Here is a 19933-nt window from a genome sequence, read left to right on the forward strand (position 1 = left end):
AGCTTAGTGCCGCTCCTCCCAGCCCAGCAAGCCTTTGCGCTGGTAGAGCCACGGATATTGCCGAACCATCTGGCGCGCGCGCGTGAGGCGATAGGCGAGGCCGGCGATCGCGAATTGCACGAGCCAGCCCAGGAGAAAGCCGCCGATCGACCACAGCTCGCCATTGGCCAGGGCGTAGTCGAAAAAACGCAGTCCGGCCGAAAGAAGCGCGCTGTAGAGCACCACCTGCCGCCACCGCCGCCAGGTCGTGGCAACGCCCTGCCCCGACGCGAACGAGGCCGGTCCGACCAGCACCAGGTTGAACAGCAGCACCATCGCCAGGGTGTCGCCGAACCAGTCGAACATGACCATGTCGAAGGGGCTGAGCGTCATCCGTGGCCCCCCTCGAGATAGGCCGCGCGCACCTCCTGGTTGGCCAGCAGCTCGCGGCCGGTGCCGGCGAGCCGCACGCGGCCGTTGACCAGCACGTAACCGCGGTCGGCGAGCCGCAGCGCATGGAAGGCGTTCTGCTCGACCAGGAAGATCGTCACCCCCTCCTCCCGCGCGATCCGCCCTATCGCCTCGAAAATCTGTCGCACGATCAGCGGGGCCAGACCGAGCGACGGCTCGTCGAGCAGCAGCAACCGCGGACGGCTCATCAGGGCGCGGCCGATCGCCAGCATCTGCTGCTCGCCGCCCGACAGCGTGCCGCCGCGCTGCTCGCGCCGCTCGGCGAGCCGCGGGAACATCGCGAACACGCGCTCGATATCCTGCGGGAAGTGCGCCGGGTCGCCGAGCGTCGCGCCCATCTGCAGGTTCTCGAACACCGTCATGCGCGGGAAGATGCGGCGGCCCTCGGGCACTTGCGCCACGCCGCGGCGCACGATCTCGTGCGTCGGCAGCTGCGTGATGTCCTCGCCTTCGAGCCTGATCGAGCCCGAGCGAGCGCGCGGGCTGCCGCACACCGTCATCAGCAGGGTCGACTTGCCCGCGCCATTGGCGCCGATCAGGGTGACGATCTCGCCCTTGGCGACGTCGAGGTCGACGCCGTGCAGTGCCTGGATGGCGCCGTAGAAGGTGGCGATGCCTCTGACTTCAAGCATCGGGACCGTCCACGGCCGTGCCGAGATAGGCGCGGATCACCGCCGGATCGTTGCGCACCGCATCCGGCGGGCCGTCGGCGATCTTGCGCCCATAGTCGAGCACGACGACGTGGTCGGAGATGCGCATCACCACGCTCATGTCATGCTCGATCAGCAGCACGCCGACGCCGTCGCGGTCGCGGATCGAGACCAGCAGCTCGTTGAGCTCCGCCGATTCGCGCGGATTCAGTCCCGCCGCCGGCTCGTCGAGGCAGAGCAGCCGCGGGTCGGTGCACATCGCCCGCGCGATCTCCAGCCGGCGCTGCGCGCCGTAAGGCAGCTCGCCGGCCGGACGGTCGGCATCGACGACCAGGCGGATGCGCTCCAGCCAACCGCGCGCCTTGTCGATAGCCGCCCGCTCGGCATCGCGGAAGCGCTTGAGGCCGAGCAGGCCGAAGATGCTCATGCCCGAGGCGCGCATCAGCTTGTTGTGCTGCGCCACCAGCAGGTTCTCGAGCACGGTCATGCCCGGGAACAGGCGAATGTTCTGGAATGTCCGCGCGACCTTGGCCTTCTGGCCGATCTCGTGGCCCAGCATGCGCTCGAGCAGGAATTCCTGCTCGCCGCGCAGGGTGAGCCGGCCGGCGGTTGGCTTGTAGAAGCCGGTGATGCAATTGAAGACCGTCGTCTTGCCCGCGCCGTTGGGGCCGATGATGGCGGTGATCTCGCGTGGCCTCGCGGCGAAGGAGACGTCGTCGACCGCCACCAGGCCGCCGAAGCGCATGCTGAGATGCTCGACCTCGATCAGGGTCCCGGATTCCTGAAGCGTCATGGACCGGCCCGCACCGGATGCAGCCGCACCGACGGCTCGCGATGGGCGATCAGGCCGCGCGGGCGGAACGCCATGATCAGCACCATGGCCAACCCGAACACGATCATGCGGTAGGCACCGAGATCGCGGAACCATTCCGGCAGGCCGATCAGCAGCACCGCCGCCAGCACCACGCCGATCTGGCTGCCCATGCCGCCCAGCACGACGATCGACAGGATGATCGCCGATTCGATGAAGCTGAAGCTCTCGGGGCTGATGAAACGCTGCTTGGCGGCGAAGAATGAGCCGGCGAAGCCCGCGAACATGGCGCCGACGGCGAAGGCGGTCAGCTTGGTGTTGGTCGGGTTGATGCCGAGCGCCTTGCAGGCCGTCTCGTCCTCGCGCAGCGCCTCCCAGGCACGGCCCACCGGCAGGCGGCGGATGCGCTGGGTGAAGAAGTTGGTGATCAGCGCCAGCAGCAGGATGATGTAATAGAGGTAGATCAGCCGCTGATTGCTGCTGAACGGAATGTTCATCATCTCGGCGAAGGTCTGCCGGCCGGTCGGCGCCGTCTCGGCGAACACCGCGCCGAAGAAGGTCGGGCCCGGGATGCCGCCGATGCCGGCCGGGCCGTTGCTGAGATCGACCCAGTTCAGCAGCACCAGCCGGATGATCTCGCCGAAGCCCATGGTGACGATGGCGAGATAGTCGCCGCGCAACCGCAGCACCGGGAAGCCGAGCAGCAGGCCGAAGCTCGCGGCAAACATGCCGGCGAGCGGCAGGACGGCCCAGAAGCCGAGGCCGTACTGGGTGCTGAGCAGCGCATAGGCATAGGCGCCGACCGCGTAGAAGGCGACGTAGCCCAGGTCGAGCAGGCCCGCGAGCCCGACCACGATGTTCAGGCCCCAGCCCAGCATGACGTAGGTCAGGATCAGGACCGCAAGATCCATCGTCTTCTGGTCGGCGAAGGGCGCGAACGGCATGGCCACGGCAGCGACCAGCAGGACCGCGCCGAACCATTTGGCGCCGCGCCGGCCGAACGCCTTGCCGCGCTCGGAATGCCGCACCGTCGCGATCGCTGTATTGGCCCACGGCCAGATGGTGCGCAGGATGATCAGGACGCCGGCGATCACGACGAACCAGTGCAGGAAGGTCGACGGCATCTGGATCGGCGACACGCCGACCGCGCCGAGCACCGTGCCCAGCGCGAAGGACGGCCATTTCAGCCCCATCGACGCGAACTGCAACCCGAGCCGGCCGAAGAAGATGACGGCCACGGCGATCGCCAGGTCGACGAGCTGGTAGTCGAAGAACAGCCCCTGCCCGATGTCGCGGGTCTTGAAGCCGACGATGAACAGGCCGAGCGCCGCCGCCACCAGGGCCGTCAGCGCCGCATCCTTGAGCAGCGCGGGAAGCCGGCCGGCCATCAGACCTTCTCGATCTCGGGTTTGCCGAGCAGGCCGGTCGGCCGGAAGATCAGCACCAGGACCAGGATGGCGAAGACCGCGACGTCCTTGTACTCGCTCGTGAAATAGCCGGCCCAGAAGACCTCGATCAACCCGATCAGCAGCCCGCCCAGCATGGCGCCCGGCAGCGAGCCGATGCCGCCCAGCACGGCTGCGGTGAAGGCCTTGATGCCGGCCAGGAAGCCGATGAAGAAGTCGACGACGCCGTAGTACATCATGAACATCATGCCGGCGACGGCGGCGAGCGCGGCGCCCATCACGAAAGTGAGCGAGATGGTGCGGTCGACATCGACGCCGAGCAGCGACGCCATCTTCATGTCCTGCTCGCAGGCGCGCTGCTGGCGGCCAAGCGGCGTCTTGGCGATCAGCCAGGAGAAGCCCGCCATCAGCGCCACCGTCACCACGACGATGATGATCTGCAGCCAGGTCACGCGGACGTCGAAGCCGTCGGCGCTGAACAGGGTGTAGCCGCCCTGCACTACCGACGCGGCCGGCTTGGGCCGGGCGCCCTGGGCGAGCTGCACGTAGTTCTGCAGCAGGATCGACATGCCGATCGCCGAGATCAGCGGCGCCAATTTGAAGGAGCCGCGCAAAGGCCGGTACGCCGTTCGCTCGATCGTCCAGCCATAGACCGCGGTGAAGGCCATCGCGGTCAGCAGCACCAGCAAGATGGCGACCGGCGCCGAGCTGATGCCCAGACCCGCACAGATCATGAAGCCGATCAGCGAGATGAACGCACCGATCATGAAGACTTCGCCATGCGCGAAGTTGATCATGCCGATGATGCCGTAGACCATCGTGTAGCCGATGGCGATCAGGCCGTAGATGGCCCCAAGCGTGATGGCGTTGATCAGCTGCTGCGAAAAATACGCCATCCGGCGAGTCTGCCTCCCTCCACTTTTCTTATCCTACGACACTACCCGAGGATCAGGAGGGTGCAAATCGTGGACCAATTCAGGGGATAGCGGGCACAGCCTTCGCACGGCGCGACATGGCGATCAGCCGGACGATGCCGACGGCGATCGCCGCGGCCATCATCGCCCAGTAGATCGGCCCCTGTGGCAGGCGTTTGCCGATCGACACGGCGAAGCTCAGCCAGATGTACCAGCCGCCGACCAGGTGCAGCAGCCGCCACTTGCGCGCACCCAGCCAGGCGGCCGTACGGTCGAACGAGGTCGCCGTCATCGCCGCGATGAACAGATAGGCCGTGCCGGCCAGGACGATGTTGGCGGGGTTGGTCAGGGTCCAGAACAGCGCCGAGTCGGTGCGCGCCAATGCGATCAGCGCCGCGAGATGAATGGCATGCGACACCGCGAAGGAGACGCCGAGATAGCGGCGGTTCCGCCGCTGCCAGCGCGTCGCGTCGGAGGCGACAAGTTGCACCAGCGCCCCGGCACTGAAGGCGAGCGCGAACAGCACCAGTGAGGTGCGTGCGGTCGCGCGGATCGCCAGCCGCAGGCCTTCGATATCGGGATGCAGCGCCAGGAACATCGCCGCCATCGCCAGCAGCAGGAGCGAGAGCAGACCCGTGAGCCGCCAACCGTTCATCCCGGCCTCCGCAGCAGCGCCGTCCGCCGCAGGAAGCGGCCAAGACCGACGACATGGCAAAGCAGCAACCCGATCAGGGCGATCTCGCCCGCCGCGGCCAGCAGCACGTGCAGCGGCGCGCCCTCGACGAACAGCCCGGCGCGCACGATCCCGGCGGCAATCGACCCCGCGAGCGTGCCGAGGCAGATCGCGAGCGGCAGCACGGAGCGGCGGAACGCGAACCAGCCGATCGCGCCAACTGCCATCGCGGCAATGAAGGCATAGCGATCGATCAGCGGTGCCAGCATCGACAGGCTGTCGCCGACGTCGCTGAGCCACATCACCCGCAACCGCATGGCGACGAAGGTCACCGCCACGGTGGCCAGCAAGGCGATCCAGGTGCGCTTGGCCTGGCGATTCACCGCGTCGGCCGCAAATTGCGCGGCGATCTCGCGGGCGAGGCCGAAGCGCGCGACGGCGCGCTGCTCCGCCTCGGGCGACGGCCCGGCCGGATCGGCTTCAGCGGCGTCCCAGAGATGCGCCGCGACCTCGTCGGCCATGCGCCGCGCCAGCGCCGGGTCGAAATCGAGGTCGCGCGTCAGCGTTGCGACGTAGCGGTCGATCACGCCGGCCATGCGCGCCCTCCTCCCAGCGACGAGTCGACGGCCTTGGCGAAGCGGCTCCAGGCCTTGCGCCCTTCGGCGAGCCGCGCCGAACCGTTCCTGGTCAGCGCGTACACGCGACGGCGGCGGCCGTTCGGCGGCGTGGTCCAGGTGCTCGACAGCAGAGCTGCCTGCTCGAGCCGGTGCAACGCCGGATAGATGGTGCCTTCCGGCAGATCGAAGGTGCCGCCGCTCCTGCTCCTGATCGCCTCGATGATCGCGTAGCCGTGCGCCGGGCCGCTCTCCAGCACGGCAAGCACGATCGCGTCGAGGTGACCCTTGAGCATTTCGGCTTCCATACCTAGTAACACTAGGTATGGAAGCCTTTGCTGTCAATCGGCAATGAGGATGGCGATGGAAACACCTGCTTACGACGTCATCGTCATCGGTGCCGGCCCCGCCGGCCTCACCGCTGCCACCGAGGCCGCCCGCGCCGGCCTCAAGGCCTGCTGCCTCGACAAGCTCGCCCCCGGCGGCGTGCTGATCAATCTCGGCGAGCTCCACGACTTCGACGAGATCTGGAGTGGCCCCGACATGGCCTCGCGCCTGACCGACGACGCGGCAGTGGCCGGTGTCGAGATCGGCTTCGCCGAGGTCACGGCCGTTTCCGGCTCCGGTCCCTGGACGATAGAAACCGCCGAGGGCGTAACGCACACCGCGCATGCCGTCGTCATCGCCACCGGCCTGAACAAGGGCCGCCTCGGCGTGCCCAATGAAGACGAGTACGAAGGCCGCGGCATCTCCCACTGCGCCCATTGCGATGCGCCGCTCTATGCCGGCCTGCCGGTGATCGTTGCCGGCTCCGGGCGCTGGGCCGACCACGAAGCCAAGGAACTGATCGGCGTGGCCAGCGAGATCACCACGGTCGACACCGCGCCGGGCAGCGGCCTGGCCGAGGTGAAACATCTGCAGGGCCGCATCGTCGGCCTCGCGGGCAATGACGGCCTGCAGTCCGTCACCGTCGAGGCGGCCGGACGGCGGAAGGACGTTCCGGCGAGCGCGGTGTTCGTCTACACCGACCAGCGCCCTGCCGCCGAGTGTCTGCCGGCCTCGGTCGCGCGCGATGCGAAGGGCCACGTCGTGATCGACGCCGAGGGCCGCACATCGATACCGAGCCTGTTCGCGGCAGGCGACGTCCGCGCCGGTGCACGCTATTATCTCGCCGACGCGATTGCCGACGGCCAGCGCGTAGCCCAGTCCGTCGTGGCGATGCTCAAGAAGAGTTAAGGAGGAACCTCCGTGCGCATCTACAATCCAACCTTCGGCCAGTCGGCGACCACCGCCGAAAAGGTGGTGCTGAAACCGGTCAACTGGCAGACCGACGCCATCGCTCTGATCTCCAATTCCAAGCCGAACGCCCGCGAGCTGCTGTGGGGCGTTCGCGATAAGCTCAGCGCGCACCGCCAGGTCGAGAACATCAAGTTCCTGGCCAAGAACAGCGCCAGCCAGCCGGCACCGAAGGAGCTGCTCCAGGAAGTCGCAGCGAACTACAGGGCCGCGTTGCTCGCCCTAGGTGATTGAGGAAGCTGTTCATCGTGGAGTTTCCACGACAGCCTCGAACTCGAGAAGCTCGGCATCACGGCCTACGTGATCGCCACTGAGACATTCAAGCCGCTGGTCCTGGCCCAGGCGAAAGCCCGCAAGGTCGAGCCGCGGTTGATCGTGGTGAAGCATCCCGTCGGCGGCCTCAATGCCGACGAGCTGCGGGAGCGCATCGAAGCCGCCACCAAGGGACTGACCGAGGCGACCGACAAATGAAGGACATCGCCGATCAGGAAGTGATTGACCTCGACGACAGCATGGACGTCGAGGCGTTCAACGAGTTCGCGCGCGAGCAGGGCTGGAGCGACGGCATGCCGCTGTTCGTTCCGACCGAGCAGAAGGTCGCGAAGTTCGTCGAGACTGTGCGCGGCGACAACCGCCCCTACGCCCCGGTGCCGCCGCGCCAGGTCATCCCGACGATCCAGGCGCTGGCGGCCAACGCCGTGATGGCGGGCTGCAAGCCGGAGTACTTCCCGGTCGCAACCGCCGCGCTGCGCGGCGTGCTCGACCCCGAGTACAATCTGCACGGCACGCTGGCGACCACGCATTCCTGTGCGCCGATGGTCATGATCAGCGGCCCGATCCGCAAGGAGATCAACGTCAACTGCGGCTCCAACTGCTTCGGCCAGGGCTGGCAGGCCAATGCCACGATCGGCCGGGCGCTCGGGCTCATGCTGCTCAACGTCGCCGGCGCCAAGCCGGGCGAGATGGACCGCTCGACCCAGGGCAATCCCGCCAAGTTCACCTTCTGCTTCGGCGAGAACGAGGAGGAGAACCCCTGGGTGCCCTACCACGTGCAACGCGGCTTCGCTGCGACCGACAACGTGGTGACGGTGATGTCGGGTGAAGGCCCGCACAATCTCAATGACCACGGCTCGACCACGGGCGACGGTCTGCTGACCACCTTCGCGGGCGGCATGTCGAACCCGGGCGCCAACACGATCTATGGCAAGGGCCCGATGTTCATCGTCATCGGCCCCGAGCATGCTGCGACGCTCAAGCGCGACGGCTACACGATCGACAGCATCCGCGAGGAGCTGTGGAACCGCTCGAAGGTGCATCTGTCGCGGGTCTCGAAGGAGAACCTCGACACCTACTCCAGCACCGGCCACAAGCCAGTGGGCGACTACCTGCACATCGGCCGTTCGCCGAAGGACATCCACATCACCGTGGCCGGCGGGCCGGGCAAGCATTCGGCCTTTATCCCGTCGTTTGGCGGCACGACCGTCGCCTCGGTGCGCATCGCGCGATGAGCGACCCTTCATGACGGAATGGTGCGGCTGGCCGGTCGTCGACGAGACGACCGCCTGGGAGGCCGTGCAGCAGATCCTGACCGACGCCGAATTGAGCGACGGCCTTCCCCTGGTGCCGCCGACCCGGCGGCGCCTCGAGGCGATGGTCGCCGGGATCGACGATCGGACCGACTCCAAAGGCATGATGCCGCCGCTGTTCGGCGACATCACGCCGGAATCCGTCGCCTATCAGTGCGTGATCGCGGGCGTGCGTCCGGCCGAACTGCCGGTCGTGCTGGCGGCCGTGGAGGCCACGCTCGAACCCGACTTCAACTTGCTGGGCATCGCGACCACGACCGGCACCGCCTGCGTGGCGCTCTGCGTGCATGGCCCGATCGCGCGCCAGCTCGGCGTCAACGCCGGCACCAATTGCCTGGGGCCGGGCAACCGTGCCAATGCCAGCATCGGCCGCGCCCTGCAGCTCTGCATCCGCAACATCGGCGGCGCGCGCTCGGACACCGGCGACATGGCGACCATGGGCCAGCCGGGCAAGTACACGCTGTGCTTCGCCGAGCGCAACGACGGCCCCTTCCCCACGCTCACCGAGCGCCAAGGACTCGGCAAGGACGTGAGCGCCATCACGGTGATGGGGATCTCCGGCACCGCCGAGGTGCTGCCGGGCGACGGCGAAGGTGCGACGCCCGAGGCGATCCTGTCGCCGATCGTCGCCGGCATGAAGGCTGCGCTGGTGATGTCGAGCATGAGCCGCCGCAACGAGCGCGGCGAGCAGGTCTTCCTGCTGCCGCTCGAGATGGCCGAGAAGATCGCGTGCCACGATGGCTGGGACATCCCGCGCATCCAGGCCTACATGTTCGCGGCCGGCGACGGCATCGCCCGCGCGCCCGAGGCGATCCATCCGATCGTCACCGGCGGCGCCGGCTACAAGATGAGCTACCTGCCGATCTGGGGCGGCGGCTCGCAGACGGTGATGCGCAAGCTCTGACGACCGTCAGGTCGGCGGATGGATCCTGCCCTTCGAGACCTCGAAGCGATCCTTGGCGATTTTGCGCTCGATCACGGCGTGCTCGGCGTCGGTGTGACGCTCCTCGCGGACGCCTTCCGGTTTCAGGGCGCGCTCAAGTCCCAGAAAATTCGGCCGGCGCTTGCGCCAGAATGGCAAGGTCTTTTTCTCTCCGAGCATGGTTCCTCCTTGGTTACAAGGATTCTACGATCTTCAGCCCTCGGGGTTTCCACCAATTTGCCGCTGCGGACCGGCCGTCACTCGGGTTCGCCGGGAAAGACGATCTGTGCAAAGTCGCGCGCGCCGTGAAGTGCATGCAAGACATCGACGGCATTGGCGCTGACATCGTCGAAGATCAGACAATTGCCATGGACTCTGCGTCGCAGCGTCGGATCACGTGCCCGGTCAACGAAGGGATGGGCGCGCGGATCTCGTTCAGCATTGTGCGAAAGGATGACCTTCACGGCCTCGGCTTGGTCATCGCCCGATATTGGGCTTCCAGCCGGTCGAAAACTTCCTCGGCCGGCTTCGCACGGCCCGCCCGAATATCGGCGCGCCCGCGGACGATGGCCGTGTCGAGTGCGGCCAAACGCTTCTCGCGCTCCACCAGGAGGCGGAGGCCGTCGCGCAGCACTTCGCTTTTCGAGTTATATCGGCCACTGGAAACCAGCGAAGATACGAACTTTTCCAGTTGACGGCCGAGATCGACGCTACTGGCCACAGATCGCTCCCATCAGCGGGCCCTTTTATAACTATTATCAACGCCTCAAAGTTTCCAGCCGATCCACGCGCAGACGCCGCGGCCCATCACCCCTTCGAGGTCCTCGCCCTTCAGCCACGGCAGCTCCTCGGTGAACATGGTGACGCCCTGGCGATAGCTGCACGGCAGGCGCGACCAGTCGGTGCCCCAGAAAGTCCGTTTCGGTCCGAAAGCGTCGAACACCCGCCGGATGTAGGGATGCACCGACTCGAACGGATAGGTCTTGTCGTCGGCGTAGCACGGCATCGCCGAGACCTTGGCCGCCACGTTCGGCCGCCTGGCCAGCGCCAGGACGTTGTCGAGGGTCGCGAAGTTGGTGGCTTGGCGCACGTCCTTGGCGCTCTTCAGGCCGAGATGGTCGAGGATCAGCCGCAGGCCCGGGTAGCGTTCGGCAACCTTGTCGGCGAGATGCATGTATTCGTGATGGAACAGCACCATCGCCGGGATGCCGAGCTTCTCCATCTCGCCCCACACCCAGTCGAACTTGCCGTCGAGCAGCGGCTGGCGCAGCACCGGCGTGTGGAAGGTGAAGCGCACGCCGAGCATGCCCGGCTGCTTCTTCCAGTTCTTGATCGTCTCGCGCGCGTCGGGCGCGTCGGGATCGAAGCGTCCCATGGTGGCGAAGCGATCGGGATGGCTGTTCGCCGCATCGATTGCCAGATCGTTGCGGTCGCCCTCCCACGATGGAGGCACGATCACGACGCGGCTGACGCCGGCCTCGTCCATCTCGGCCCGCAGCTCTTCCTTGCCGAGCGGCGCGCGATGAGGCTCGGCTCGGGCAGGCCACGGCCGCTCCGCCGTGTTGGCGGCCCAGATGTGGACCTGTGCGTCGCAGATCATCATGGCCGGCGATTCCTCCAGGGTCTTGCTTGTTCCAATTGCGCGGCTAATGCGTACAGCGTCTCCTCGGCGCCATAACGGGCGACGAAATGCATGCCGATCGGCAGGCCGTCATCGGTCCATTCGATCGGTACCGACATCGCCGGCACGCCGGTGGCGTTACAGATGGCGGTGAATGGCGTCATCGGCGCGACGGAGCGCTCGAACTCTTCGGCCGAGCCGTCCATGCGCACCGTGCCGAGCGGCAGGCTGGTTCGTGCGATCGTGGTCGACAGCAGCACGTCGTGCTTCTCGAAGAAGGCGCCGAGCGCGCGGCCGGTGCGATGGAAAGTCTGGACGCTGCGGATGTACTCGTCCGCCGTCACCGCGCGGCCAAGCTCGGCATAGAGCCGCGTCACCGGCTCGAGATCGTCTGGCCCCGGTACGCGCCCGGCGGCGCGCAACTGGATGTTGGTCCAGGTGCTGGCGCTCATGATGCGCCAGAAGGCGGCATCCAACGCCGCCGCATCGTATTGCGGCGATGCCTCCTCGACCTGATGTCCCAGTTCCTCGAGGAGCTTGGCCGTGCGCTCGATCGCCCGCACCAGCACCGGATCGAGGGCCTCGCCATTGACGGGCTTGCGCATGAAGGCGACTCGCAGCTTCCCGGGGGTACGCCTGGTTGCTTCGAGGAAAGTGCCCGAGAGTGGCGGCGCGGCATAGGGATCGCCGGGCTCGCCGCCGGCTGTCGCATCGAGCAGCGCTGCGCTGTCGCGCACCGAGATCGACACGCAATGCTGCGCGCTCGCCCCGGCCAGGGTCTCACCGATCGGCGCCAGGCTGATGCGGCCGCGCGACGGCTTCAGCCCGAACAGGCCGCACAGGCTGGCCGGAATGCGGATCGAGCCGCCGCCGTCGGTCGCGTGCCCCATCGGCAGGCTGCGCGCTGCGACGATCGCCGCCGAACCGCCGGACGAGCCGCCCGGCGAAAGATCCTTGCGCCACGGATTGATGGTCGGACCGCCGAAGGCCGGCTCGGTCGTCGGCGCGAGGCCGAACTCGCTGGTATTGGTGCGGCCGACGATCACCAGGCCGGCGCGGCGCATCCGGGTGACCGCGGCGCTGTCGGCAGCCGCGTGCGGATCAGGTCGGCGACGGCGAGCGCATCGTGCGTCGCGAACAGGTCGTCCACCTGCGCCTAATTCCGCCAGCGATCGAGGTTGGCGGCGACGAAAGCGTCGTCGTGCAGCTCCGGATAGGTGGCGTAGAGCCGGTCGATGCCCGCGCTCTGGCCCGGGCTCAGCGTCTCGTGCGGATCGAGGCATTCGATCGTCGTCATCAACCCCTGCCGACGCAAAATCTCGTGGCAGCCTGGAATGCAGCCGGCGAAGTCGTGATCGACGTCGAACACCACGGCGTTGCAATCCGTCACGAACGAATCGAGCGCCAGCACCTCGGGCGGGATGGCGCCGGCCGAGACCGAGAGCTTCAGCCGCTCCAGCAGCTTGACCGCGCCGCGCGTCCAGACGCTCCAGTGGCCGAGCAGGCCGCCCTGGAAGCGCAAGGTCACCTCGCGGTTGCCGGTGCGCACCACCAGAGGCGTCACGAGATCGGCGACGATGTGGTCGTCGTTGCCGGTATAGAGCGTGATGCGGTCCTCAGCGTGCGCCTGGGCGATGCCGAAGGCGACATCGAGCGTGCGATAGCGGTTGAACGGCGCGACCTTGATCGCGACCACGTTCTCGATGGCTGCGAACCGGCCCCAGAAACCGCGCGACAGCGGGATGCCGCCGACCGCCGTCTGCAGGTAGAAGCCGACCAGCGGCATCTCCTTGGCGACCGCCGTGCAGTGCTCGATCAGCTCGTCCTCGCTCGCGCCCTTGAGCGCCGCGAGCGACAATAGCACGGCGTGATAGCCAATGGCGCGTGCGGTCTTCGCTTCCTCGACGGCCTGCGCGGTCTTGCCGACGGCGCCGGCGATCATGACCAGCGGCCGGTCGGTCCAGTCCTTGGCCGTCTCGATCGCGAGCTCGAGCACGGGCTTGTAGAGGCCGACCTCGCGGATGGCGAACTGCGTCGAGTGCACGCCGACCGCCAGGCCGCCCGAACCGGCATCGACGTAGTAGCGGCCGATCGCGCGTTGCGACTGCTTGTCGAACTGCCGGTCGGGCCCGAGCGCCAGGGGATGCGCGGGGATCACCGCGCCGTGGCGGAGCTGGTCGAGGACCGGCTTGGGGAGATCGTTCCACTGCATGGCGCCACTCTATCCCAGTTCGGGTCCGGCAAGGGCAAAGACATGGCTCGGATCGTCGAGGCCGGGCGTGGTGCCCAGGGTCATGCGCATGTAGCCGCGCGGGCTCACCGCGCCTTGCCGCTCCAGCCAGGTACGGATTTCGGCATGCGCGTCCGGCACGTCGATGATGAATGGTCCAGGTGCGGAAGCGGCTGCCTTGGCGATCAGCGCCAGCCCCGTCGCCTCGTCATCGGCGATCACCGGCCCGATCGAATAGGCCGTCCGGCCTTCCCGGCCGAGTACGAACCCGCCGCCTTCGGCCACGAACGCCAGAGCGGGCTGGCGCGCGGCGAGATGCGTCAGCAACTGTGGCCGCTCCATGCCGCTCCGCGCGCGATCGTAGGCCAGCACGGCCGGCAGATCGGCCATCGCCATCGGCCGCACGGCCCCTATCCACGGCATGTTCTTCGCACCATCGAAGTGCCAGCGCGCGATCTTGTAGAGGTCGCGGAAACCGAGCGGCAGGTAGATCGGCCGCCCCTGCTCCGTCGCATCGAGCCCCGCGACGGCACCGCTTGCCTGCACCTCGGCGATGCAGCGCTTGAGGAGGCCGGTGCCGACGCCGCCGCGGCGGCGCGTCTTGGTCACCAGCACCATGCTGATCCAGGCGAGCTTGTCGCCCAGCGGCAGAACCAGCGAGCTTGCTTCCCAGGTGCCGTCGGCGCCACGCAGGCCGAAGCCGCGGCCGGCGCCGAGCATGAAGCGCCAGTCGGCAACGTTCTGGTTCCAGCCGGCTTCGATCGACAACGGCCAGACCGCCTCGCATTCGCCGACGCCGATCGGCGCGATCGCGAGCGCCTCAGTACTTGCCATCGCGCACCTCGTAGTGCGTCGGCTTGTTGAGGGTGGCCATGTCGCGCGACAGCCAGTCGGCGGTCCATTCGATCATCTTGGCGAGCGGCACCTTCGGTGCACCGAACTCCTTGACCATGCGGGCCGAATTGTTGAGCCAGCCGGTCGGTGCCGGCGTGCCGCTGAACTTCGGCGTCTTGCCCATCAGCTTGCCGAACTCGGCCGCGAGCCAGCGCACCTCGACGGTTTCCGGCCCGGTGACGTTGATCGGCGTCGTCGGCGTCGTGGCGTGGACCAGGCAGCGCAGCGCGACCGCATTGGCATCGCCCTGCCAGATCACGTTCACATGGCCCATCGCGAGATCGATGGTCTCGCCCTCCAGCACCTTGCGGCCGACGTCGTGCAGCACGCCGTAGCGCATGTCGATCGCGTAGTTGAGGCGGAACAGCCGGCCTGGCGTGCCGTGCTTGGCCGAGAAGTACTCGAACATGCGCTCACGGCCGGCGCAGGAGTTGGCGTAGTCGCCGGGCGGCGGTACCGGCGGCGTATCCTCGGTCGCGCCGCCGCTCTCGACCGGCACGAACGGGTATACGCAGCCGGTCGAGAAGGCGACGATGCGCGAGCCTTTGAAAGTCTCGGCGACCATCGCCGGCACCTGGACGTTCATCGCCCAGGTGAGCGGCACGTCGCCGGTCGCGCCGAACTTGCGGCCGGCCATGAAGACGACGTTCGGCGCCTTGGGCAGGCGATCGAGCGCCTTCTGGTCGAGCAGGTCGGCCTCGATGCTCTCGACACCATAGCGGCTCAGCGTCTCGCGCAGGCCGCGCTCGCTGAAGCGCGCCACGCCGATCACCCGCCGCCCCATCGGCAGCGAACGCTTGGCCATGCGCGCGAGCGTCGGGCCCATCTTGCCGCCGACGCCCAGCACCAGGACGTCGCCCTTGATGCTCTTGAAGTCGGCGACCAGCTCGGGCGGCGGCACGGTCATGAAGTCCTCGAGTGCCGCGACTGACTCGAAGCGATCCGGCAGGGTCATGGCGTTGCTCCCCCGAGTCCTGGGCCCGAAGCCCTGCGCGTCATCGCGCGGAAATCCATCTCCGCGCCGACCGCGAAGCCCGGCACGTCGAGCGAGCCGAGCGCCAGCTTGCCGCCCGGCGCCTTGAGCCGCGCCGGATGGCCGTCGATCTTCTCGTAGAGATCGCGGTGCACGCCGACGAATGCCTTCTGCTCGGCGTCCGAGGCGAAGGACATACCGTCGACGAAATGATGGGCGTTGCGCTCGACATGGGTCATGCCGAGCAGCGAGACCAGCGCCAGGTCCTGCTGCAGGCTGACGCCCGGCAGGGTCGTGAGGTCCTCGGCCGACATGAAATGGCCGTCGCCCAGCCACGCCACGCGCGAGGCGTTGAGGATGGACTTGTAGAAGCCCTTGCAGTTCTTGCTCGAGACGCCGGCATAGCCGAGCCTGAGCGCCGTCGGGAAGGACGAGAGCTCGCCGTCGGATTCGTCGATGATCACCGGCCGCAACCTGGCCAGCGGCTCGACCGAGCGGCTGAGGGCGACGCTGCGCTTGATCGGCTGCTCGATGAACAGGGTCGACTGCACCAGCCGCGCCAGCGCCGGCGTCTCGGCGGCCTTGCGCCACAGCTCGACGATGCCTTCGACGTCGTCGTACTGCTCGTTGCCGTCGAGCGTGGTCATGTAATCGGGCAGGCGGTGGTCGAGGACGAAGGCGATCTTGGTCAGGCGCTCGAGGTCGGCCTTGATGTCGCCCGCAACCTTCAGCTTGTAGTAGCGGCCGCGATAGTAGGAGACGACCTCCTCCAGGGTCTCGGGCAGGCCGTCGTTGATGCGCTCCATCGGCGTGCGGTCGCCGGCAGTCAGCGGATCGACCAGGCCGACCGTGTGGCGGATCTCGATCGAAGAAGCGGGCTTGAGGCCAGCGAGGAAGCGCTGCAGCGCCACCCGCTCGATGTCCGGCGTCAGGTCGGACGTGACGATGCCCGGCAGGTTGTTGTGGATCATCTGGGCGAAGGAGTTGCCCGTCGCCTTGCCCAGGGCGTCGAGGATCGCGCGATCGAGCAACGCCGGACCGTACGAGGCGACCAGCGGGTTGAGCTTCAATGCCGCGCCCTTCTTCTGCTGCTCGCGATAGGTGCCGGTGAACAGCCCGAACGGCGTCGCCGCGCCAAAGGCCTTGTAGTGCTCGATCGCCAGGTCGAGCGACTGGCGGAGCTGGTCGAGATTCTGCTCGTCGGTGTAGTCGGGGCTCTTCTCGAACCACTTGGCGGCGAGCGCTTCGGCGGCGACGCCCTGGGCGGTGCGGCCGTCGGGCAGCGAAATGCGCACTCGGATCACCGCCTGGATGCCGCCGGTCACGGTGATGACGCCGAAGCGGAAGGCCAGCCGGTTCTTCATCGGTCGCTCGTAGCGCTCGACCTCCTCGAGTTTGACTTTCATGGCTGCTCCAGAAGACCCGCGACGTATCCGATCATGCGCGCCGCACAGGTGACGCCGTCAGGCTCATAGACGAAAGGCTCCATCGCGATCCAGCCGTCATAGCCGGTTTCGCGCAGCGCGCGCACGACGGGCGCGAACTTGTCTTCGCCCTGCCCCGGCCCGCGCCTGTTGCGGTCGTTGAGCTGGATATGCGCCATGAAGCCGGTCGCGTACAGGCGATGGATCGCATCGGCCACCGGCTCGGCCTCCATCAGGCCCGCCGCCAGGGTATCGACCATCGTGCGGAAGGCCGGGTTGCCGATGCACCGCACCATCGCCATGGCCTCGGCCAGCGTGTTGACGAAGTTGCAATCGGGCTTGGCCAGCGCCTCGAGGCAGTAGACGACGCCGGCCTTCTGCGCCGCCTCGGCCGCCAGAGCCCACGCCTCCTCGGCGCGCCGGGCGTCCGACGGATCGCCGACGCGCCGCTGGGCGGGCGAGCCGTGCACCAGATAGGCGCCGCCCAGCTCGGCGCAGAGGTCGATCGAGCCGCGCAGGACATCGACGCTCCTCTGCCAGACCATGCGGTCTGCGGTCGTGATCGACAGGCCCGCCGGCGCCGCCAGCAGCCAATGCAGGCCGCTCACTTCGATACCGGCATTGCGGCACGCGTTCCGGATTTCGGCGCGCTGGTGCGCCGGCATGCGCCAGCCGTCGTCGCCGAAGGTGAAGGGTGCGACTTCCAGTCCGCGATAGCCGAGACCGGCGGCGAGCGCGCATTGGCGATCGAAGGGAAGCTCCCGAATCACCTCGTTGCACAGGGAAAGCTTCACCGATGATCCTCGCCTTGACGCCAGAAAATGGCTTCGTCAGTGTGACTGAAATGCGTCACACGTCAGCATGAAAATTCAGGCGTCGATTCGGCAGTACTGGCCGACGGCGGCGCTGTTCGTCGCCCTGATCGCGATCTGGCAGCTTGCCGTCAGCCTCACCGGCATCCGAGAATACCTGCTGCCCGCGCCGCTCTCTGTCTGGAACGCAATGTGGGACGGCGAGATCACCTGGGCCCAGCATCTCTGGGTGACGAGCTGGGAGATCGTCGGCGCCTTCTTCATGGCCGCGATCGTCGGCGTCGCGCTGGGCGTCGCCATCGCCTGGTCGCCTTTGCTGGCCAATGCGCTGGTGCCGTTCCTGGTGTTCGTGAACACCCTGCCCAAGGTCGCGGTGGCACCGCTGTTCCTGATCTGGATGGGCTACGGCATCTTCCCCAACATGCTGATGGGGGCGCTGATCGGCTTCTTCCCGGTGGTGATCAACACCGCGGTCGGCCTCAGCCAGGTCGAAGCCGACATGCTCGACCTGGGCCGCGTCTTCCACGCGCCGAAATGGAAGATCTTCGTCAAGATCCGCATTCCGAACGCCCTGCCCTACATCCTGAGCGCGCTCAAGATCACCGCGACAGCCGCCGTGGTCGGCGCGATCGTCGGCGAGTTCGTCGCGTCGCAGAAGGGCCTCGGCTACGTCATCGTCACCACGCAGAGCAGCATGAACACCGGCGTGGCTTTTGCAGCATTGGTCTGGATCTCGATCGTCGGCCTGGTGCTGTACGGCCTGGTCGTCGTGCTGGCGCATCTGTGGGCGCCGTGGGCCGAGGGCGTCGATTGATTTGAAGGGAGAATAGGGATGAATCGCACACTGTCACTCGCGGTCGCGGCCCTGCTGGCCGCGACCGGCAGCGCCTCGGCGCAGGAGAAATGGACCTTCGCGCTGAACTGGTTCCCGGTCGGCGACCACGCTGCCTACTGGGTGGCGCTGGAGAAGGGCTACTACAAGGCCAAGGGTCTCGACGTCACGCTCGAGAACTCCAAGGGCTCGGGCGACACCATCGCCAAGGTCGACACCGGCCGCGCCGATGCCGGCCTCGCCGACGCCGCGGTGCTGATCGCCTCGAAGGCACGCGGCACCACGGTCAAGACGATCGGCATGGTGTTCGACAAGACGCCGCTCAACATCTTCAGCCTCAAGAGCAAGCCGCTCGCCAAGCCCAAGGACCTCGAGGGCGCCTCGCTGGGCTCACCGCCGGGCGACGCGCAGCGCCAGATGTTCCCGGCCTTCGCCAAGGCCAACGGCATCGACGCCAGCAAGGTCACTTGGGTCAACATCGAGCCCGCCGCCAAGATCGCCGCCGTCGCCGAGAAGCGCATGGACGGCGTCAGCGACTACACCACCGGCCTGCCGCTCTACGAGAAGGCCGCCGGCAAGGGCAACGTCGTGATGATGCCGTGGGCCAACTTCGGCTTCGACCTCTACTCGATGTCGATCATGGCGAGCGAGAAGACCATGAAGGACAAGCCCAAGCAGCTCAAAGCCTTCCTCGAGGCCTCCTACATGGGCTGGCGCGACGTCATGGCCGACCCGAAGGCCGCCATGGAGATCTTCAAGAAGCGCGTGCCGGAGATCGACGTCGAGGCGCTCACCGCCAACATGATGATGGGCCTCGAGCTGATGAAGACCAACCAGTACGCCGAGGGCGGCATCGGCTCGATCGACGACAAGCGGATGTGCGCCTCGGTCGACCTGGTCAACAGCTACATGGGCCTGCCCAAGAAGGTCGAGTGCAAGGACGTCTACACCAAGGACTTCTACACCAAGGTCGCGGTGCCGAAGTAGCAGTGGCCGACTCTCTGATCGACCTCTCCGGGGTCGGCATGACCTATCAGGCGGCGAGCGGCCCGGTCGAGGCGCTCGCCGGCATCTCGCTCGAGGTCGGCCAGGGCGAGTTCGTGTCCCTGGTCGGCCCGAGCGGCTGCGGCAAGTCGACCTTGCTGCGCATCGTGGCGGGCTTGCGGCCGGCGACCGTCGGCACGGTCACGGTCGGCGGCCGCACGGTGGCCCAGCCGATCCCCGACATCGGCATGGTGTTCCAGGCGCCGATCCTGCTGAAGTGGCGGTCGATCCTGGACAACGTCCTGCTGCCCGCCGAGCTGGCGGGAAAGGAGAAGCGCGCCTACTGGGCGCGCGCCCACGAGCTGCTGGAGATGGCCGGGCTGCACGGCTTCGCCGAGAAGCTGCCGCGCGAGCTGTCGGGCGGCATGCAGCAGCGCGCCTCGCTGTGCCGCGCCCTGCTGCTCGACCCGCCGCTGCTGCTGATGGACGAGCCGTTCGGCGCCCTCGACGCCATGACGCGCGACGACATGGCGCTCGAGCTGCTGCGCATCTGGGGCGAGCGCGACCTCGCCCGCGACCAGCGCAAGACCGTCCTGTTCGTCACCCATTCGATCGGCGAGGCGGTGTTCCTGTCCGACCGCGTGGTGGTCATGAGCCCCCGCCCCGGCCGCATCGCGGCAGACCTCCGGATCGACCTGCCCCGGCCCAGAACGGTGGAATTACGGGCTTCCGAGGCCTTCGGCCAACTCTCTCTGGAGATCTTCCGCACCCTCACCGGGAGGGCAGTTGGCGCAACCGGCGCTGCCTGATAAGACGCGCCGAAAGATCGACAGGAGCAGCC

General features: G+C 67.5%; 25 protein-coding genes and 1 pseudogene. 8 read left to right on the forward strand and 18 right to left on the reverse strand.

Features of this window, described 5'->3' with window-relative positions:
- Positions 1-3: 3 nt before the first annotated feature.
- From J0J01_RS17140 to J0J01_RS17175, 8 genes and pseudogenes are all read right to left on the reverse strand, one after another.
- On the reverse strand, positions 4-372 hold the full coding sequence (locus J0J01_RS17140; protein ID WP_296382708.1) for a DUF6867 family protein: 369 nt from the start codon (positions 370-372) through the stop codon (positions 4-6).
- Positions 369-1082 carry an ABC transporter ATP-binding protein gene (locus tag J0J01_RS17145; protein WP_296382710.1) on the reverse strand — a complete coding sequence of 238 codons (714 nt, stop codon included), beginning with the start codon at positions 1080-1082 and terminating at the stop codon, positions 369-371. Before J0J01_RS17145 ends, J0J01_RS17140 begins: the two co-directional genes overlap by 4 nt.
- A gap of 19 nt (positions 1083-1101) precedes the next feature.
- Positions 1102-1893, reverse strand: a pseudogene (locus J0J01_RS17150) (ABC transporter ATP-binding protein); the annotation flags it as partial.
- Positions 1890-3299, reverse strand: coding sequence for a high-affinity branched-chain amino acid ABC transporter permease LivM (gene livM, locus J0J01_RS17155; RefSeq protein ID WP_296382714.1), 1410 nt, complete (start codon positions 3297-3299; stop codon positions 1890-1892). The pseudogene J0J01_RS17150 and the gene livM, both read right to left, overlap by 4 nt.
- Positions 3299-4213 (reverse strand): branched-chain amino acid ABC transporter permease LivH, encoded by a 915-nt coding sequence (locus J0J01_RS17160; protein WP_296382717.1) that lies wholly within the window; start codon positions 4211-4213, stop codon positions 3299-3301. Before J0J01_RS17160 ends, livM begins: the two co-directional genes overlap by 1 nt.
- A gap of 79 nt (positions 4214-4292) precedes the next feature.
- On the reverse strand, positions 4293-4886 hold the full coding sequence (locus J0J01_RS17165; RefSeq protein WP_296382719.1) for a hypothetical protein: 594 nt from the start codon (positions 4884-4886) through the stop codon (positions 4293-4295).
- Positions 4883-5500: a hypothetical protein gene (locus J0J01_RS17170; RefSeq protein WP_296382720.1), complete on the reverse strand. Its 618-nt coding sequence runs from the start codon at positions 5498-5500 to the stop codon at positions 4883-4885. The genes J0J01_RS17165 and J0J01_RS17170 overlap by 4 nt, the downstream gene beginning before the upstream one ends.
- Complete coding sequence (locus J0J01_RS17175) at positions 5488-5814, reverse strand: helix-turn-helix transcriptional regulator (protein WP_296382722.1); 327 nt, start codon at positions 5812-5814, stop codon at positions 5488-5490. The genes J0J01_RS17170 and J0J01_RS17175 overlap by 13 nt, the downstream gene beginning before the upstream one ends.
- Positions 5815-5875: 61 nt before the next feature.
- Here J0J01_RS17175 and J0J01_RS17180 point away from each other — a divergent pair, with 61 nt between their 5' ends.
- The 5 genes from J0J01_RS17180 to J0J01_RS17200 all read left to right on the forward strand — a co-directional run bounded on the left by J0J01_RS17180 (position 5876) and on the right by J0J01_RS17200 (position 9304).
- Complete coding sequence (locus J0J01_RS17180; RefSeq protein WP_296382724.1) at positions 5876-6754, forward strand: NAD(P)/FAD-dependent oxidoreductase; 879 nt, start codon at positions 5876-5878, stop codon at positions 6752-6754.
- A gap of 12 nt (positions 6755-6766) precedes the next feature.
- Positions 6767-7048: a hypothetical protein gene (locus J0J01_RS17185; protein ID WP_296382725.1), complete on the forward strand. Its 282-nt coding sequence runs from the start codon at positions 6767-6769 to the stop codon at positions 7046-7048.
- Between the two features lie 66 nt (positions 7049-7114).
- Positions 7115-7285 carry a hypothetical protein gene (locus tag J0J01_RS17190; protein ID WP_296382728.1) on the forward strand — a complete coding sequence of 57 codons (171 nt, stop codon included), beginning with the start codon at positions 7115-7117 and terminating at the stop codon, positions 7283-7285.
- Complete coding sequence (locus tag J0J01_RS17195) at positions 7282-8322, forward strand: hypothetical protein (protein ID WP_296382730.1); 1041 nt, start codon at positions 7282-7284, stop codon at positions 8320-8322. The genes J0J01_RS17190 and J0J01_RS17195 overlap by 4 nt, the downstream gene beginning before the upstream one ends.
- A gap of 10 nt (positions 8323-8332) precedes the next feature.
- Positions 8333-9304, forward strand: a complete 972-nt coding sequence (locus J0J01_RS17200; RefSeq protein WP_296382731.1) for a hypothetical protein — start codon at positions 8333-8335, stop codon at positions 9302-9304.
- Positions 9305-9310: 6 nt separating this feature from the next.
- Here J0J01_RS17200 and J0J01_RS17205 read toward each other — a convergent pair whose 3' ends face one another.
- From J0J01_RS17205 to J0J01_RS17250, 10 genes are all read right to left on the reverse strand, one after another.
- Positions 9311-9502: a hypothetical protein gene (locus tag J0J01_RS17205; RefSeq protein ID WP_296382734.1), complete on the reverse strand. Its 192-nt coding sequence runs from the start codon at positions 9500-9502 to the stop codon at positions 9311-9313.
- A 77-nt stretch (positions 9503-9579) separates the two neighbouring features.
- Positions 9580-9786: a hypothetical protein gene (locus tag J0J01_RS17210; protein ID WP_296382736.1), complete on the reverse strand. Its 207-nt coding sequence runs from the start codon at positions 9784-9786 to the stop codon at positions 9580-9582.
- The gene (locus J0J01_RS17215) at positions 9783-10043 is read right to left on the reverse strand and encodes a type II toxin-antitoxin system ParD family antitoxin (protein WP_296382738.1); all 261 of its coding nucleotides are present in this window, start codon (positions 10041-10043) and stop codon (positions 9783-9785) included. The genes J0J01_RS17210 and J0J01_RS17215 overlap by 4 nt, the downstream gene beginning before the upstream one ends.
- Positions 10044-10088: 45 nt before the next feature.
- The gene (locus J0J01_RS17220; RefSeq protein WP_296382739.1) at positions 10089-10925 is read right to left on the reverse strand and encodes an amidohydrolase family protein; all 837 of its coding nucleotides are present in this window, start codon (positions 10923-10925) and stop codon (positions 10089-10091) included.
- Positions 10922-12007: an amidase gene (locus tag J0J01_RS17225; RefSeq protein ID WP_296382741.1), complete on the reverse strand. Its 1086-nt coding sequence runs from the start codon at positions 12005-12007 to the stop codon at positions 10922-10924. The genes J0J01_RS17220 and J0J01_RS17225 overlap by 4 nt, the downstream gene beginning before the upstream one ends.
- A gap of 92 nt (positions 12008-12099) precedes the next feature.
- The gene (locus tag J0J01_RS17230; RefSeq protein WP_296382744.1) at positions 12100-13155 is read right to left on the reverse strand and encodes a dihydrodipicolinate synthase family protein; all 1056 of its coding nucleotides are present in this window, start codon (positions 13153-13155) and stop codon (positions 12100-12102) included.
- A 9-nt stretch (positions 13156-13164) separates the two neighbouring features.
- Positions 13165-14007 carry a hypothetical protein gene (locus J0J01_RS17235; RefSeq protein WP_296382745.1) on the reverse strand — a complete coding sequence of 281 codons (843 nt, stop codon included), beginning with the start codon at positions 14005-14007 and terminating at the stop codon, positions 13165-13167.
- Entirely contained in the window at positions 13994-15022 is a 1029-nt protein-coding gene (locus J0J01_RS17240) for an NAD-dependent epimerase/dehydratase family protein (RefSeq protein ID WP_296382747.1), read from the reverse strand. The genes J0J01_RS17235 and J0J01_RS17240 overlap by 14 nt, the downstream gene beginning before the upstream one ends.
- The gene (locus J0J01_RS17245; protein ID WP_296382749.1) at positions 15019-16446 is read right to left on the reverse strand and encodes a mandelate racemase; all 1428 of its coding nucleotides are present in this window, start codon (positions 16444-16446) and stop codon (positions 15019-15021) included. The genes J0J01_RS17240 and J0J01_RS17245 overlap by 4 nt, the downstream gene beginning before the upstream one ends.
- On the reverse strand, positions 16443-17258 hold the full coding sequence (locus tag J0J01_RS17250; protein ID WP_296382750.1) for a sugar phosphate isomerase/epimerase family protein: 816 nt from the start codon (positions 17256-17258) through the stop codon (positions 16443-16445). Before J0J01_RS17250 ends, J0J01_RS17245 begins: the two co-directional genes overlap by 4 nt.
- Before the next feature lie 67 nt (positions 17259-17325).
- On the opposite strand from J0J01_RS17250, the gene J0J01_RS17255 reads away from it, so the two are divergent.
- From J0J01_RS17255 to J0J01_RS17265, 3 genes are read left to right on the forward strand one after another with little or no spacing between them, the layout of a single operon-like run.
- Entirely contained in the window at positions 17326-18090 is a 765-nt protein-coding gene (locus J0J01_RS17255) for an ABC transporter permease (RefSeq protein ID WP_296382752.1), read from the forward strand.
- A gap of 18 nt (positions 18091-18108) precedes the next feature.
- Complete coding sequence (locus tag J0J01_RS17260; RefSeq protein ID WP_296382754.1) at positions 18109-19095, forward strand: ABC transporter substrate-binding protein; 987 nt, start codon at positions 18109-18111, stop codon at positions 19093-19095.
- Positions 19096-19097: 2 nt separating this feature from the next.
- Complete coding sequence (locus tag J0J01_RS17265; RefSeq protein WP_296382756.1) at positions 19098-19901, forward strand: ABC transporter ATP-binding protein; 804 nt, start codon at positions 19098-19100, stop codon at positions 19899-19901.
- The last annotated feature ends 32 nt before the right edge of the window (positions 19902-19933 follow it).

This window comes from Reyranella sp. (assembly GCF_017305915.1).
Lineage (GTDB): Bacteria > Pseudomonadota > Alphaproteobacteria > Reyranellales > Reyranellaceae > Reyranella.